Source organism: Rhizobium sp. PL01 (assembly GCF_033447125.1).
Classification (GTDB): domain Bacteria; phylum Pseudomonadota; class Alphaproteobacteria; order Rhizobiales; family Rhizobiaceae; genus Pararhizobium.
In genome coordinates, this window is sequence record NZ_JAWQUM010000002.1 from 546,705 (window position 1) to 562,139 (window position 15,435).

The 15,435-nt window shown below is 59.3% G+C and carries 13 protein-coding genes; 2 read left to right on the top strand and 11 right to left on the bottom strand.

The genetic code is table 11. The annotated features are described in order from the left end of the window. Genes R6X40_RS07045 through cysG form a run of 3 tightly spaced genes read right to left on the bottom strand, consistent with a single transcriptional unit; the run spans position 1 to position 3,468 of the window. Complete coding sequence (locus tag R6X40_RS07045; RefSeq protein ID WP_318412156.1) at positions 1-1,674, bottom strand: nitrite/sulfite reductase; 1,674 nt, start codon at positions 1,672-1,674, stop codon at positions 1-3. A gap of 14 nt (positions 1,675-1,688) precedes the next feature. After that, positions 1,689-2,003 carry a DUF2849 domain-containing protein gene (locus R6X40_RS07050; protein ID WP_318412158.1) on the bottom strand — a complete coding sequence of 105 codons (315 nt, stop codon included), beginning with the start codon at positions 2,001-2,003 and terminating at the stop codon, positions 1,689-1,691. 1 nt (position 2,004) lies between these two features. Beyond that, on the bottom strand, positions 2,005-3,468 hold the full coding sequence (gene cysG, locus R6X40_RS07055) for a siroheme synthase CysG (RefSeq protein WP_318412159.1): 1,464 nt from the start codon (positions 3,466-3,468) through the stop codon (positions 2,005-2,007). Positions 3,469-3,713: 245 nt separating this feature from the next. Here cysG and R6X40_RS07060 point away from each other — a divergent pair, with 245 nt between their 5' ends. Both R6X40_RS07060 and mazG read left to right on the top strand, forming a co-directional pair. Continuing rightward, positions 3,714-4,301 (top strand): nucleoside deaminase, encoded by a 588-nt coding sequence (locus tag R6X40_RS07060; protein WP_318412160.1) that lies wholly within the window; start codon positions 3,714-3,716, stop codon positions 4,299-4,301. A 5-nt stretch (positions 4,302-4,306) separates the two neighbouring features. Further along, entirely contained in the window at positions 4,307-5,140 is an 834-nt protein-coding gene (mazG, locus tag R6X40_RS07065) for a nucleoside triphosphate pyrophosphohydrolase (protein ID WP_318412162.1), read from the top strand. A gap of 56 nt (positions 5,141-5,196) precedes the next feature. Here the strand turns inward: mazG and hflX are convergent, their stop codons facing one another. The 8 genes from hflX to dusB form a co-directional block, all read right to left on the bottom strand. Beyond that, a complete protein-coding gene (gene hflX / locus R6X40_RS07070) occupies positions 5,197-6,522 on the bottom strand; it encodes a GTPase HflX (RefSeq protein WP_318412164.1) in 1,326 nt (441 codons plus the stop codon). 78 nt (positions 6,523-6,600) lie between these two features. Further along, positions 6,601-6,843 carry an RNA chaperone Hfq gene (gene hfq, locus R6X40_RS07075; protein ID WP_018325164.1) on the bottom strand — a complete coding sequence of 81 codons (243 nt, stop codon included), beginning with the start codon at positions 6,841-6,843 and terminating at the stop codon, positions 6,601-6,603. A 111-nt stretch (positions 6,844-6,954) separates the two neighbouring features. Further along, on the bottom strand, positions 6,955-7,818 hold the full coding sequence (locus R6X40_RS07080) for a D-amino-acid transaminase (protein ID WP_318412168.1): 864 nt from the start codon (positions 7,816-7,818) through the stop codon (positions 6,955-6,957). 35 nt (positions 7,819-7,853) lie between these two features. Beyond that, positions 7,854-9,218: a sigma-54 dependent transcriptional regulator gene (locus R6X40_RS07085; protein WP_318412169.1), complete on the bottom strand. Its 1,365-nt coding sequence runs from the start codon at positions 9,216-9,218 to the stop codon at positions 7,854-7,856. Beyond that, positions 9,208-11,481 (bottom strand): PAS domain-containing sensor histidine kinase, encoded by a 2,274-nt coding sequence (locus tag R6X40_RS07090; protein ID WP_318412171.1) that lies wholly within the window; start codon positions 11,479-11,481, stop codon positions 9,208-9,210. The genes R6X40_RS07085 and R6X40_RS07090 overlap by 11 nt, the downstream gene beginning before the upstream one ends. Positions 11,482-11,698: 217 nt before the next feature. Continuing rightward, a complete protein-coding gene (ntrC, locus tag R6X40_RS07095) occupies positions 11,699-13,153 on the bottom strand; it encodes a nitrogen regulation protein NR(I) (protein WP_318412173.1) in 1,455 nt (484 codons plus the stop codon). Next, entirely contained in the window at positions 13,150-14,307 is a 1,158-nt protein-coding gene (locus tag R6X40_RS07100) for a nitrogen regulation protein NR(II) (protein WP_318412174.1), read from the bottom strand. Before R6X40_RS07100 ends, ntrC begins: the two co-directional genes overlap by 4 nt. After that, positions 14,304-15,329, bottom strand: coding sequence for a tRNA dihydrouridine synthase DusB (gene dusB / locus R6X40_RS07105; protein WP_318412175.1), 1,026 nt, complete (start codon positions 15,327-15,329; stop codon positions 14,304-14,306). Before dusB ends, R6X40_RS07100 begins: the two co-directional genes overlap by 4 nt. Positions 15,330-15,435 lie beyond the last annotated feature (106 nt).

The following is a 15,435-nucleotide window of genomic DNA, read 5'->3' on the forward strand; positions in this document are numbered from 1 at the left end:
TCAGGCCGCTTCCTGCGCATTACCACCGTAGAGCGCGTCCTTGAAGGGCTGTGGCCCGACCCGGCGATAGGCATCGAGGAAGATTTCCGAGGCATCGTTGCGAAGCCCGAGATAGACGTTCACGATTGTTTCGATAGCATCCGTGACCTTTTCAGGCTCGAAGCCGCGGCCGATGATCTCACCGATCGAGGTGTTCTCGTCGCCGGAACCGCCGAGCGTGATCTGGTAGAGCTCGGCGCCCTTCTTTTCCACGCCCAAAAGGCCGATATGGCCGACATGGTGGTGGCCGCAGGCATTGATACAGCCGGAAATCTTGATCTTCAGCTCGCCGATCTCCGCCTGCCGGTCAGGATCGCCAAACCGCATGGAGATTTCCTGCGACAGCGGGATCGAGCGCGCATTGGCGAGCGCGCAATAGTCCAAGCCGGGACAGGCAATGATATCCGTGATCAGACCGGCATTGGCCGTTGCCAAACCGATCGAAACAAGACCGCGATAGAGTGCCTCCAGATCGGCAAGTGCTACATGCGGCAGGATGATGTTCTGTTCATGGCTGATGCGGATTTCGTCGAAGGCATATTCTTCGGCCAGATCGGCGATCGCATCCATCTGGCTGTCGCTGGCATCGCCCGGAATGCCGCCGATCGGTTTCAGCGACACGGTCACCATGCCATAGTCCGGATGCTTGTGCGGCTGGACGTTCTGCTGCACCCAGCGGGCAAAATCCGGATCGGCTTTCTTCCAGCCCGCCAGACTGGCCCAGCCTTCCGGACGATCGGCAAGCGGCGGCAGCTCGAAATAGGTGGTGATGGCCTGGATGTCGGCTTCCGGCAGCTTCAGCTCGGTGTTCTTCAACTGCAGGAATTCCTGCTCGACCTGGCCGGTCAGAACCTCGGTTCCGGTTTCGTGCACGAGGATCTTGATGCGCGCCTTGTACTTGTTGTCGCGGCGGCCATGCAGGTTGTAAACGCGCATGATTGCCGTCGTGTAGGACAACAGGTCCTCTTCCGGCAGAAAGTCGCGGATCTTCTTGGCAATCATTGGCGTGCGTCCCTGCCCGCCGCCGACATAGACGGCAAAGCCGATTTGGCCCTTGTCGTTCTTCTTCAGATGCAGACCGATATCATGCACCTGAATGGCTGCACGGTCACGCTCGGCGCCGGTGACGGCGATCTTGAACTTGCGCGGTAGGAAGGAAAATTCCGGATGAACCGACGACCACTGACGCAAAATTTCGGCATAGGGACGCGGGTCAGCAACTTCATCGGCAGCGGCACCCGCGAAATGGTCAGCCGTCACGTTACGAATACAGTTGCCCGAGGTCTGGATGGCGTGCATCTCGACTGAGGCGAGTTCTGCCAGAATATCCGGCGTCTCGGAAAGTTTTGGCCAGTTGTACTGGATGTTCTGACGCGTGGTGAAATGCCCGTAGCCGCGATCGTATTTGCGAGCGATATGGGCGAGCATGCGCATCTGGTTGCTGTTCAGCGTGCCATAGGGGATCGCAACGCGCAGCATATAGGCGTGAAGCTGCAGATAGACGCCGTTCATCAGCCGCAGCGGCTTGAAGGCATCTTCGGCAAGCTCACCAGAGAGGCGGCGTGTTACCTGATCGCGAAACTGCGCGACGCGGTCTGCAACAAAGGCATGGTCGAATTCGTCGTAACGGTACATCGGTCTTGTCTTCCTTAAGCCGCGTGCACGGGGCCGGTCAGGCCCTTGTATCCTGGCGCATAATCGATTGTCGGGCCTTCGGCACGAACGCGCTCGCGCATACGCAAGGGCCGCAGAATGCCTGCCACTTCTTCAATATCAATGACATTCACGTCAACCACCTTGTTGTCGGCGAACGCCGCCTTGCCAGTTGCTTCCAGAGCGGTGACAGCTTCGGCATGGCGGGCGACAAACGCATCCTGCAGCGATTCCACCCAATTGCCCGAGGCATCGAGCCAGACGGAGATGCCGTCAGACAGGCGGTTTGCGGTCAATACCTTGTCGGCCATGTCAGTTCCTCACTTCATCAGTCTGTTTGTGCGTCGCCACGGTCCTGGCGACGGTATTCTTAAGCGACTGCCCCTTCACCAACGGCTCGGAACGCTCAAAATTCGCACCTGCAACCGCGTCGCCGATGATCACCATAACCGGACCATCGAGTTCGTCGCGATATTGCAGGTCCGGCAGGTCCTTCAGCGTCCCGTGCAGCAGCTTGCGCTCCGCGCGGCTGGCATTTTCAATCACCGCAACCGTGGTTTCCGCCGGTAAGCCCGCTTCGATCAGGCGCGCGGCCACGGAAGCCGCAACCGTGCGGCCCATATAGACGGCAATGGTCGCGCCGGAAATGGCGAGACGAGCCCAATCCGGCAAGACATCACCGGTCAGGTCATGGCCGGTGGTAAAGATCAACGACGAGGCGACACCACGCAGCGTCAGCGGCAATTCAAAATCGGCTGCCGCCGCAAAGGCCGAGGTGATGCCGGGCACGATCTCGTAGGTGACGCCGGCTTCGCGCAATGCGGCCATTTCCTCGCCAGCGCGGCCATAGACCAGCGGATCGCCGGACTTCAACCGCACGACACGCTTGCCGTCCTGTCCGAGACGCACCAGCAGCTGGTTGATCTCATGCTGCGACTTCGAATGACAGCCCTTGCGCTTGCCGACCGACAGGCGCTCAGCATCGCGACGGCCCATATCGACAATTGCCTGCGGCACCAGCGCGTCATAGACGATCACGTCGGCTTCCATCATCACGCGCTGCGCACGCAAGGTCAAAAGGTCTACAGCGCCTGGACCGGCGCCAACCAGCCAGACATGGCCGGGAACACGGTCAACGGATTGCAGCAACCGGGAAGCTTCGCGGCGGGCTTCGGCGACATTGCCAAGCGACACCTGATCAGCCACCGGACCGGAAAAGAAGCGGCGCCAGAAAACACGGCGGGAAACGCCCCGCGGCAGAACGCGGTCGGCTGCATCACGATACGCCTGCGCCAGCGAGGCGAGCGCGCCAAGCGACGGCGAAAGAAGCTGGTCAATCTGCGCGCGGATCATCTGGGCCAGCACCGGGCCAGCCCCCTCCGTGCCGATGGCAACAGCAACGGGCGCACGGTTGACCAGTGCCGGTGTCAGGAAATCACAGAATTCGGGTTGATCAACCGCATTGGCCGGGATTTTTTGCGCGCGGGCAGCAGCAACAATCAAGCGGTCCTGCGCGGCATCGCCGGTTGCGGCAAACACCAGCGTTGCACCATCAACCTGGTTCACTTCGAAATGCTTCCGCACGAGCTCGATGGCGTTGACGGACAGGAACGCGGCAAAGTCAGCTTCCGGCGCATCCGCATAGGCAACGATCCGCGCCTGCGTGTTCAGCAACAGCCGAACCTTGGCAAATGCCTCATCACCATTGCCGAAAACCGCCACGCATTTCTGCGCAACGCGGAAGAAGGCCGGAAAGACGGTCAGTTGCTCGGTCATAGCGCGGGATTCTGATCCTGTTACAGGTTCTGCGGAATATCTCTTTTATACAGCTGAAATTGAAGAAACAGAAATTCCGATGCCTTTGCGAGTGGATATTCTTTTGCTCGACTCCAGCACAATTTGAGCAAATATCTCCGGCCGGGCCGCGCGGCAACAGTCTGCCGCAACGGCCATCTGGCATTGCCTATTCCAGCCGATATCCGTTAAATGCCACCATTATCATAGACCGGAGCCATGCGCTGATGAACAATTCCGACCTTGCAGACCGCCTGTTGACCGTCATTGAAGCGGACATCCTTCCCTTGACGGAAAAAGGCGTGGCCGCCGGCAACAAGGTTTTCGGTGCGGCGATCCTGCGCAAATCGGACCTGTCGCTGGTGATTGCCGAAACCAACAACGAGACGGAAAACCCGCTCTGGCATGGCGAGGTGCATGCGCTGAAGCGCTTCTACGAGCGCGCGGAAAAGCCGGATACCAAGGACCTGATCTTCCTCTCCACCCACGAGCCCTGCTCGATGTGTCTCTCGGCGATTACCTGGGCGGGTTTCGACAATTTCTACTATTTCTTCAGCCACGAGGATTCGCGTGACGCCTTCTCGATCCCGCACGATCTGAAAATCCTCAAAGAAGTTTTCCGGCTCGATCCCGGCGGCTACGCCAAGACCAACGCCTTCTGGCGCTCGTCCTCGATCGCTGATCTGGTGGCGACTTCGAATGAAGCCGGCAAGCCAGCACTACGGGCACAGGACCAGCGCATCCGCGCAAGATATCAATCGCTGTCGGATGCCTACCAGTCCGGCAAGGACGATAACGCCATTCCGCTGAATTGACCCCCATGCAGTCCTCCAAGGATATCACCCGCCTGCTCGACATCATGGAAGCCCTGCGGAAGCCCGAAACCGGCTGCCCCTGGGACATCGTCCAGACCTTCGAGACCATCAAGCCCTATACGCTGGAAGAAGCCTATGAGGTCGCCGACGCCATCGAGCGCGCCGATATGGACGATCTCTGCGACGAGCTCGGCGATCTGCTGCTGCAGGTGGTTTTTCACGCCCGCATGGCCGAGGAAGCCGGCGATTTTTCGTTCGGTGACGTGGTCGACGCCATCACCCGGAAAATGATCCGCCGTCATCCGCATGTTTTTGCGCGCTCCGATGCGGATACGCCGCAGGCAGTGAAATTGCAGTGGGATGAAATCAAACAGGCGGAGAAAACCGAGCGCCGCGAGCGACGGGCCAAGCGCGGCTTGCCCGAAGATGCCGACAAAGGCCATCTCGGTTCCGTCCAGCGCAGTTTCCCCGCACTTGTCGAAGCATTGAAACTACAGGAACGGGCAGCCAAAGTCGGCTTCGACTGGTCCTCGCCAGAGCCCATCCTCGACAAGATCGAGGAAGAGATCGCCGAACTGCGCGAGGCTTTGGCGTCGAATGACAAGGCAAAGGTGGCGGACGAACTCGGCGACCTGATCTTCGCTATTGTCAACATCGGCCGCCATGTCGGCACTGACCCGGAAATGGCGCTGCGTGGCACCAACACCAAATTCCGGCGCCGTTTTTCGCATATCGAGACCGAGTTGAATGCCAACGGCGAAAATCTCGAAGAGGCAACGTTGGAGCGAATGGAAGACCTCTGGCAGGCGGCCAAAGCGATCGAAAGGCGGCTGAAATAGCGCATTGCGTACGCTGACGTAACGGCATGCCGTAACGTCAGCGTTATTTTTAAGGCCTACCAGTCCTGTGCAGCTGCCTTAGGGCTATTGCCAAGGCGCCGGTCGAGTTCTTCCGATTCGCTGGGTGTCATGCGCAGATCGAGACTGACGGAACCGTCTTCCAGATCTTCTCTGCCATCGACCATCGTGTGCTCGTAGACCCATGACAGCAATTGCAGCTTGTTGGCCGGCAGGACGACATTGCATTCCATCAGGACGCCAGACAGGCGCTTGTTGATTTCACCAAGCAGGTGATCGACACCCTCGCCTGTCACCGCCGAAACGGCAACGGTGTTGTCGCTGTTCTCGGCTTTCTGGATGAGGCTCTCACGGGCCTCTTCATCCAGCAGATCGATCTTGTTCCAGATTTCGATGATGCGTTCCGAGCGCGCCTTCTCATCGATACCGAGATCGTCGAGAATGCGCAGGACGTCCTGCGCCTGTACCTGATTGTCCGGATCGGCGAGATCGCGCACATGCAGGATCAGATCGGCTTCCAGTACCTCCTCCAGCGTCGCCCGGAAGGCGGCGACCAGATGGGTCGGCAGGTCGGAAATGAAGCCGACAGTGTCGGACAGCATGACCATGCGGCCGTGTGGCAGTTTCATCCGGCGCAGCGTCGGGTCGAGCGTCGCAAAGAGCATGTCTTCGGCGAGAACGCCCGCACCGGTGATCCGGTTGAACAGCGTCGATTTTCCGGCATTGGTGTAGCCGACAAGTGCCACGATCGGATGCGGCACCTTCTTGCGCTTGGCGCGATGAAGCTGGCGGGTGCGACGTACCTGCTCCAGCTCTTTCTCGAGCTTGACGATCTTTTCCTGCAGCAAACGGCGGTCGGCTTCGATCTGGGTTTCACCCGGACCACCCATGAAGCCCGCACCACCGCGCTGGCGCTCCAAGTGGGTCCAGCTGCGAACCAGACGGCCCTTCTGATAGTTCAGATGGGCAAGCTCGACCTGCAGCGTGCCTTCCTTGGTGGACGCGCGACGGCCGAAGATTTCCAAGATGAGACCGGTCCGGTCGATGACCTTGCAGTTCCATTCTTTTTCCAGATTACGCTGCTGTACCGGGGTGAGCGGGTGATCGATAATGACGAGGCCGGCATTATGCTCGCTGAGCAAATGGCCGATCTCCTCGATCTTTCCGCTTCCAAGCAGCGTGCCCGGCTTTGGCTGGGCGACGGGCACGATCATACCGTGCACGACTTCGAGATCGATGGCGAGCGCAAGCCCGATCGTCTCTTCCAGCCGGCTTTCATCGGTGCGCGTCGAGGTCGCGGCAATGATATCCGCATTCTGTCTGCCGGTCTTTTTCAGGACCGGGACGATGACGACAGCGCGCATGTCATCGCGAAGCTTTTCAAGCTCCGGGATGATCGACGCCGATTTTGTATCACGTTTGGTAATGTGTCTTGTATCCCGTCAGGATGCGGATTCTTCGCTCTCGAACATCTGCATCGGCTGGCCCGGCATGATTGTCGAGATTGCGTGCTTGTATACGAGCTGGGAATGCCCGTCACGCCGCAAAAGCACACAGAAATTGTCAAAAGACGTGACAACGCCCGTCAGTTTCACACCATTGATAAGAAATATCGTCAGAGATATCTTCTGCTTGCGGACGGTGTTGAGAAAAAGATCCTGCAAGTTCTGAGAACGTTCCGCCATAGCGCCGCTACTTTCTTATTTTCCGGTCCGATTTAACCGGTTGATTATACGATCTGAATAGCCCGAACGCTGAAAAAAACTCGTCTTAATAGCGTCCCCCCGGATTTGGTATCAAATCGCGGTCTTTTCCGCAATGTCGAAAAAGGCTTCACGAATTTTCTGTGACACACTGCCCGGATGGCCGTTGGCGATGGTTTTACCGTTAACGGCAACGACTGGAAAACAAATACTCGTGGCAGCTGTGATGAAAACCTCACGCGCTTCCAGCATGTCCTCGACCGAAAAAGCCTGTTCGACAATCTCCAGCCCGATCGCGGCAGTGACATCCTTCAGCGTCGTGCGGGTGATCCCGCGCAGGATGCCATGCTCGGCGTGGCGCGTGCGCAGCCGGCCTGACTTATCGACGATCCAGACATTGGTTGCGGCACCCTCCCTCACCGTACCATCCGGATCGATAAAGATCGCCTCCTGAGCGCCCACGTCCTTGGCAGCCTGGCGCGCCAGCACGTTCGGCAACAAACCGACGGACTTGATGTCGACGCGGTCCCAGCGATTTTCCGGAACGGTAATGGCGCTGATCCCCAGGGCATTCTTCCTGGCAATCACCGACGCATCGGTACGCTTGGCCGTGACAACGATGGTCGACGGCGTATCCCTTGCTGGAAAGACGTGATCCCGCCGCGCCGCGCCGCGCGTCACCTGCAGGTAGAACAAGCCGTTCTTTACCCGGTTGCGGCGCACGACCTCGCGAATGACGACGATGAGTGCTGCCCGCGTCATCGGCCACGCGATCCGCAGTTCACTCAGCGAGCGGTCCAGCCTGTCGAGATGGCGGGTGAGATCAACGATGAAACCGTGACGGATCTCGCAGACCTCATAGACGCCATCGGCGAACTGGAAGCCGCGATCCTCGATATGAACAGTAGCTTCGGTATGCTGCTGGTAGGCACCGTTGACATAGGCAATGCGCGACATGGATGACCTGTCTCAGAAAGATAAAATTCGGGTTTTCAGACCCCAAGCGACTTCAGTTTGCGATGTAGCGCCGAACGCTCCATGCCGACAAACTCCGCCGTACGGGAAATATTGCCGCCGAAACGATTGATCTGGGCGATCAGATAATCCCGCTCGAACATTTCGCGCGCTTCACGCAGCGGCAGCGTCATGATGTGATGATCGCCCTGCGTCGAAATCTTCGGCAGGCTGTCGCCGACCTCGCTCGGCAACATATCGGCAGAGATGGCCGTATCGGGACCATCGCTGCGGGCCAGAATCATCAGCCGTTCGATATTGTTGCGCAGCTGCCGGATATTGCCTGGCCAGTCATGCGATTGCAGCACGGCCAGAGCGTCATCGCCGATCTTGCGTGTACGGATACCCGCCTGCTCGCTGATCTGGCGCATGAATATATCGACCAGAAACGGAATGTCCTCACGCCGTTCGGCCAGCGGCGGCACACGAACTGGAATAACGGCCAGCCGGTGGTAGAGATCTTCGCGAAAAGCGCCTTCGGCGATCTGGGTTTCGAGATTGTAGGCGGTCGAGGAAATGATGCGGACATCGACCTTGACGCGCTTGGAGCCACCGACCCGCTCAAACTGCTGGTCGACCAGCACCCGCAGAATCTTGTTCTGTGTCTCGCGCGGCATCTCGCCGACTTCGTCGAGATAGAGCATACCGCCATGGGCCTCTTCGAGCGCGCCGGTCTTGCGCGGCTGGCCCGGTGTTCCCTCTGTGCCGAACAACGCCATTTCCATGCGATCTGGCGTGATCGCCGCCGCATTCAGCGCCACGAAAGGACCTGCAGCCCGCGACGACTTGCGGTGGATCATCCGGGCGACCAATTCCTTGCCGGAGCCGGACGGACCATGGATCATGATGCGGCTGTTGGTCGGTGCAACCTTCTCGATGGTCTGGCGCAACTGGGAAACGGCAACAGACGTGCCGATCAGTTCGACAGGATCGCCGGAGCGTTTCTTGAGCTCGGACACCTCCTTCTTCAGCTTGGAGTTTTCCAGCGCCCGCTCAGCAATGAGAATCAGCCGGTCCGCCTTGAAGGGCTTTTCGATGAAGTCATAGGCACCGCGCCGGATCGCCGAAACGGCGGTCTCGATATTGCCGTGCCCGGAAATCATCACCACCGGCAGATCAGGATAGCGGCTCTTGATCTCGTCAAGCAGTGCCAGACCATCCAGACGGCTGCCTTGCATCCAGATATCGAGGAACACGAGGCGTGGCACGCGATCGCTGATGGCGGCAAGCGCGCTGTCGCTGTCGAACGCGGTGCGGGTTTCATGCCCCTCGTCGGACAGGATACCGGAGACGATTTCGCGAATGTCTTCTTCGTCGTCCACAACCAGAATGTCAGCGGCCATAGGAAGTATCCTTGTCTTGTCTGTCTTCGGTGCCGCTGCTCTGTCCAGCCGGCGGCAAAATAATGCGAATCATCGCGCCCTGACCGCGATCGAAATCGGCGGGAGCATCATGCAGTTCCAATTGTCCGCCGTGGTCTTCGATAATCTTCTTGACGATCGCCAGACCAAGCCCGGTGCCCTTTTCGCGCATCGTCATGTAGGGCTCGAGAATACGATGGCGATTTTCAGTTGGCAGTCCCCGGCCGTTGTCGATGATATCGATAACGTACTGGCCGCTCGTTTCATTCAGCCGAGAGCGCACCATCACCTTGCGATCGCCGCGAACGGCATCGGCCGGCAAGGCCTCGATCGCCTCGACCGCATTCTTGATGATGTTGCCGAAGGCTTGGCCCAGCATGCGGCTATCGAACGTGCCGTCGAGCGGCTCCTCGCCCAGATCACGGATGAAGGTCACATGGGTATTGCCCATTTCGCGCAGGAAGATCGCATCCTTGAGGATATTGCGCAGATCGGCCTTTTCCTTGGTCGGCTTGGGCATGCGGGCAAAACCGGAGAATTCATCGACCATACGGCCGATATCCTCGACCTGACGAACGATGGTGTCGGTACACTGATCGAACACCGCCCGGTCGTCCTGGTTGATCTGCTTGCCATAGCGGCGCTTCAGGCGCTCGGCCGACAACTGGATCGGCGTCAGCGGATTCTTGATCTCATGGGCGATGCGTCGCGCAACGTCAGCCCAGGCGGTTGAACGCTGGGCGATGACGAGATCGGTGATATCGTCGACGGTGATGACATAGGAATCCTTGGCTTCGTGCGATTCCTCGCGCGTCACCTGGACGTTCAGCGTCCGCTCCGTACCGCCGCGCATGATGTTGATCTGCTTGCGATAATCGTTGCGATGGCGGCTGGCGGCCTCGTTGAGCACCTGCTCGATTTCCGGCGCCACATCGGCAAGCCTTTCGCCCACAAGTTCCAGCGTGGTGCGCGAGAGGAAATGCTCAGACGATGGATTGGCGATGGTGATGCGCCGGTCGTCCTCGACGCCGATAACAGCCGCCGTCACGCCTGAGAGCACGGCCTCGATGAACCGCCGCCGGTCATCCATCTCGTCCTTCGCCTCAAGAATCTGGTCGCGCTGTGTGCGGATCTCGGCGATCATCTTGTTGAACGTCCGCGACAGGCTGCCGACATCGCCGTCTACCGCATGCACGGGCACGATGACATTGAGATTGCCGCTCGCAACGCTATCGGCAGCGCCGATCAGAAGCCGGATCGGCCGGACGATCCGGTCGGCGACCGCGATGGCAGTCCAGATCGCCGCCAGAAGCACGATCAGTGCGAAACCCAGATAGAGCACTCCGAAGGCCACCTGCAGCGATGTACGGCCAGCCTCGAGATTCTTGTACTCGGCAGTGTTCTCCTCCATCAGCCGCATCGAGCGCATGACTTTTGGATCGACGCTGCGCACGGTATAGAGATAGGCACCCTCGATATTGTCGATCGGGATGATCGCGCCGACGAGGTTGGTGACGCCCGGCGGAATAAGGGTCGGCTGGCCGGAGACGGTGCTGAGCAGCGCGTCCTTCGGAATCGCCGGCAGCGGCCGCTCTGTGGGGATATTGGCCTGAACGATGGGAGACCCGTCGCCCCGCACCAGAAAGGCACCCAGCATGCCGCGTCCGCGGGCCTGCCGCGTCATCAGCTCGATAAAGCCCGTCCGGTCGAGACTGTAGAGTTGCCGGTTGCGCTCCAGGTCATTGGCCATGGAGACAGTCTGGCCCTGCAGATAGCTGGCGTTTTCCAGCATATAGGCCTGCGCCACGTCGAGAGAAGAGCTGACGATCGACTGCGTGCGCAGCGAGAACCAGCGATCGAGGCCGACATCGAGCGTAATGCTGGCAAAGATCGCCACAAGGATTGCGGGTGTGATGGCGACGATCGAAAACAGCGCAACAATGCGCACATGCAGACGGGCGGCCGCCCTTCCACGGCTCCGCGCCTTCAACAGGCGCAGGATCTCGCGGCCGATCAGAAACAACAGCCCGAGCACGAACAGCGCGTTGATCGCTGCAGAGCCGATAATAACGTTGGTTTCCGGCTTGATCGGAGTGAGCCCGAGCAAAACAAGAAGCGATACAATCGCGCAGACCAAGGCCCCGGTCGCCAGCAACAGACCCGGCAACGCAAAGGATGCGCGCCGGTCATGGCCGATTACGGCAACGTCTTCTTTCGCCAGTGGCACAGTCAGCCCTTCGGCCATCAAAAATGCATCCCCGGCCCGCCTCGCTTTCCATCAGAAAGCAGCGGGCGTTTTTACGCGCCTTGGTCAAGAAATGACCGCCATGACCCGATCGTCTCTCTGCTTTCAAACACAGAGAGGCCAGATCCGGCAGGTAACGAGCGGAAAGAATCGCCGTCACCCGTGTGCTTTCTAAGCAACATATTGTGGCGAAAATGCAACGCTTATTGCTACCGAGTCAAGCGCTGCGAGAGCTTCGATAAACCGACACACCAAGTTCGCGGATTTTCTTGCGCAGAGTGTTCCGGTTCAGGCCAAGCAGGTCGGCCGCCTTGATCTGGTTGCCGCGCGTTGCCGTCAGGGCAGCCAATATCAACGGATACTCCATTTCAGCCAGCACGCGATCATAAAGGCCCGCTGGCGGCAGAGCCTCGCCAAAGCCGGCAAAATATTGCCGCATGTTCTCTTCTACGGATTGCGAAATCGACATCGATCCCGAGCGGCTTGACGCTTTCTCGATCGGACTGTCGGGAATGTCGGAGCGTAATTCGGCTTCAATGATTTCGCGGGTGATAACGTCCTGTGGATAAAGTGCGGTCAGGCGCCGCACGACGTTTTCGAGCTCGCGGACATTGCCGGGCCAGGGATGCGCCTTCATCAACTCCAGCGCTTCCTGATCGAAGCGCTTGACATCGAGTCCTTCCTTTTCCGCCTGCTGGACGAAATGACGGACGAGATCGGGGATATCCTCGGCACGATCGCGCAGCGGCGGCAGCCGTAGCGGCACGACATTGAGGCGGTAATAAAGATCCTCGCGGAACAGCCCCTGGTTGATCGATTGCTTCAGATCCTTGTTGGTTGCAGCGACGATACGAACATCGGAGCGGATCGGCGTGCGGCCGCCAACGGTGGTGTATTCACCCTGCTGCAGAACACGCAGCAGGCGCGTCTGCGCATCCATCGGCATATCGCCGATTTCATCGAGAAACAGCGTGCCGCCCTCGGCCTGTTCGAACCGGCCAGTCGAGCGGTTCTGCGCGCCGGTAAAGGCACCTTTCTCATGACCGAACAATTCAGACTCAATGAGATCGCGCGGGATTGCCGCCATATTGATCGCGACAAAGGGCCCGTTGCGGCGCTTGCCGTAATCGTGCAGCGCCTTGGCGACCAGTTCCTTGCCGGTACCGGATTCGCCAGTGATCATCAGCGTCAGATCGGTCTGCATCAACCTGGCGAGAACACGGTAGATCTCCTGCATGGCGGCCGAGCGGCCAACCAGTGGCATGCCGTCTTGCGGATCGTCTTCCAGCTTCACCGGCTTGCGCTTCGGTTCGGCCAAGGCCCGGCCAATGATGGCGATCAGTTCAGTGAGGTCGAAGGGTTTCGGCAGGTAGTCGTAGGCACCTTTTTCCGAAGCCTTGATCGCCGTCATGAAGGTGTTCTGGGCGCTCATGACGAGCACCGGCAGATCCGGTCGCGCCTTCTTGATGCGCGGCAGGAGATCAAAGGCGTTCTCGTCCGGCATCACAACATCGGTGACAACGAGATCGCCATCTCCAGCCGAAATCCAGCGCCACAGCGTCGCAGCGTTCGAGGTGATGCGAACGTCGTAACCTGCCCGGCTCAGCGCCTGGTTCAGAACGGTACGGATGGCAGCGTCGTCGTCAGCGACGAGAATAGTGGCGCCAGTCATCGGGATTGTCCTTTTATGAGGGTCAGTGGCTCGCTGTCTTCGGCCGTCGGTCCTTTTGAAGCAGGCATCAGAACGCGAAATGTTGTACGGCTCGACTGGCTATCGCACTCGACGATGCCGCCATGGCCGCCGATGATCTTGGCGACGAGGGCAAGGCCGAGACCGGAACCGTTGGTCTTGGTGGTGATGAACGGATCGAACAGATGCGGCACCAGATCGGCGGGCACGCCTGGTCCGTTGTCATGGACGCAGAACTCGAGCGGCAAGGAGATTTTCTCCCGCGTTCCAGCGACGGACAAGCGTATTCCGGGCCGGTATGCCGTCGTCAGCATGATCTCGCCTTCCGGCTTATCGGCAACTGCCTCGGCCGCATTTTTGATCAGGTTGAGAAAAACCTGGATCAGCTGGTCACGGTTGGCATAGACCGGCGGCAGCGATGGGTCGTAATTCTCGGTAATCCGAATTTTCCGGGCAAAACCAGCTTTGGCAATGGCCTTCACATGATCGAGAACTGAGTGGATATTGACCGGATGACGATCGACGGGGCGCTCGTCTGAAAACACCTCCATGCGGTCAACGAGCGAAACGATCCGGTCGGTCTCGTCGCAGATCAGCCGCGTCAGCGCCCGGTCTTCGTCATTCACGGAGGTCTCCAGAAGCTGGGCCGCCCCTCTAATACCAGACAACGGGTTCTTGATCTCGTGAGCGAGCATCGACGCCAGACCGGTGACAGACCGCGCCGCTGCCCGGTGGGTCAGCTGCCGGTCGATCTTGTCAGCCATCGAGCGCTCCTGGAAGACCACCACGACCGAGCCCGGCTCGGACAGAACCGGTGCCACATAGAGATCGACAAGCTTGTCAGCACCCAGCCGCGGCGAACTCAGATCGACACGATATTCGTTGACGGCGGCGCGGCGCTCGCGGACCTGCTCGATCAAAGTCAAAAGCGGGCTCCCGAACGGAATGAAGGCGCTGATGTCGTGGCGGGCGAGATAGTTGGCGCTGGCGCCAAAGAATGCCTCGGCCTCCCAGTTGGCAAAGGCGACAAGACCCTTTTCATCGACGAGAATGACGGGATTCTGGATGGCATTCAGAACGGCCATCGGCAGCGAATTGACAGCCTTACGCTCCTCATCGCTCATTTTCTCGGTCATGCTGCATCCTTTTGTTCGCCGAGGCCACGCCCGGCCGCAATAGCAGCAACCGCGCCGGATAGGGCGGCGGCAGGCTCTGTGGAGGTCATGATCGCCGCTTTCTCCTGCGCTGCGAGCTGCGGCGCAAAACGGCCCAAATACCAACCAAGATGTTTTCGCGCATGCCGGAGACCGATGTCGGTTCCGTAAAATTCCAGCATCATGCCGTAATGCTCGGCAACAAGGTCCGCTATCTCTGCTGCGTCCGGATGCTGGACCGCGCCGGCAAGCACGCCGGCATGCCAGGGCCGCCCCTGACTGGAGCGACCGATCATAACGGCGTCGGCACCGGAGCGCCGGAGAATTTCGTTGGCATCGTCCCGTGTCGCCACATCACCGTTGGCAACCAGTGGCACCGAGATCACGTCGCGAACAGCGCGGATGGCATCCCAATCGGCCGTGCCATTATAAAACTGCATGCGGGTACGGCCGTGAATAGTGATCATCTGGACACCGGCCTCTTCTGCCCGTTTGGCGATCAGCGGCGCATTGATGGAATTTTCATCCCAGCCGAGACGCATCTTCAGCGTCACCGGCACATCGACCGCCTTGACCGTAGCCTCGATCAGCGACAGGGCATGATCGGGATCGCGCATCAGGGCCGAGCCGGAATAACCGCCGGTCACCTTCTTGGCCGGGCAGCCCATATTGATATCGATGACATCGGCGCCGTTGTCCGCAGCGATCTTTGCCGCCTCGCCCATCCAGTGCGCCTCGCGTCCGGCGAGCTGCACCATATGCGGATCGATGCCGGAACTTTTCAGCCGCGACCAGCTTTCCGAGGCGTTGCCGACCAGTTCGCGACTTGCTACCATTTCGGTCACGACCAGACCCGCGCCAAACCGCCAGGCCAATTGCCGGAACGGCAAGTCCGTCACGCCCGACATCGGCGCAAGCACGACGCGGTTCCTGAAGGAGAGCCGGCCAACCCGGAACGGGGATGACAAATCCGGTATCTGCAATTGATTATCTTTCGGGCACATCTTTAATCTGCACTATTTTTAGACATAACTGACGGGCTTGCCAAGCGATTTCAGAGCTCTACGACAAAATTCCCGGGACAACTGGTAAAGCCCCACCCTTCGCGGT

Bases quoted from the DNA above. Each gene is read 5' to 3' on its own strand.
- R6X40_RS07100 (WP_318412174.1), bottom strand. From the start codon at position 14,307: ATGACCGAGAAAATGAGCGATGAGGAGCGTAAGGCTGTCAATTCGCTG.
- R6X40_RS07085 (WP_318412169.1), bottom strand. From the start codon at position 9,218: ATGGCCGCTGACATTCTGGTTGTGGACGACGAAGAAGACATTCGCGAA.
- hflX (WP_318412164.1), bottom strand. From the start codon at position 6,522: ATGCGCGCTGTCGTCATCGTCCCGGTCCTGAAAAAGACCGGCAGACAG.
- R6X40_RS07050 (WP_318412158.1), bottom strand. From the start codon at position 2,003: ATGGCCGACAAGGTATTGACCGCAAACCGCCTGTCTGACGGCATCTCC.
- dusB (WP_318412175.1), bottom strand. From the start codon at position 15,329: ATGTGCCCGAAAGATAATCAATTGCAGATACCGGATTTGTCATCCCCG.
- ntrC (WP_318412173.1), bottom strand. From the start codon at position 13,153: ATGACTGGCGCCACTATTCTCGTCGCTGACGACGACGCTGCCATCCGT.
- hfq (WP_018325164.1), bottom strand. From the start codon at position 6,843: ATGGCGGAACGTTCTCAGAACTTGCAGGATCTTTTTCTCAACACCGTC.
- cysG (WP_318412159.1), bottom strand. From the start codon at position 3,468: ATGACCGAGCAACTGACCGTCTTTCCGGCCTTCTTCCGCGTTGCGCAG.
- R6X40_RS07045 (WP_318412156.1), bottom strand. From the start codon at position 1,674: ATGTACCGTTACGACGAATTCGACCATGCCTTTGTTGCAGACCGCGTC.
- R6X40_RS07080 (WP_318412168.1), bottom strand. From the start codon at position 7,818: ATGTCGCGCATTGCCTATGTCAACGGTGCCTACCAGCAGCATACCGAA.
- mazG (WP_318412162.1), top strand. From the start codon at position 4,307: ATGCAGTCCTCCAAGGATATCACCCGCCTGCTCGACATCATGGAAGCC.
- R6X40_RS07060 (WP_318412160.1), top strand. From the start codon at position 3,714: ATGAACAATTCCGACCTTGCAGACCGCCTGTTGACCGTCATTGAAGCG.
- R6X40_RS07090 (WP_318412171.1), bottom strand. From the start codon at position 11,481: ATGGCCGAAGGGCTGACTGTGCCACTGGCGAAAGAAGACGTTGCCGTA.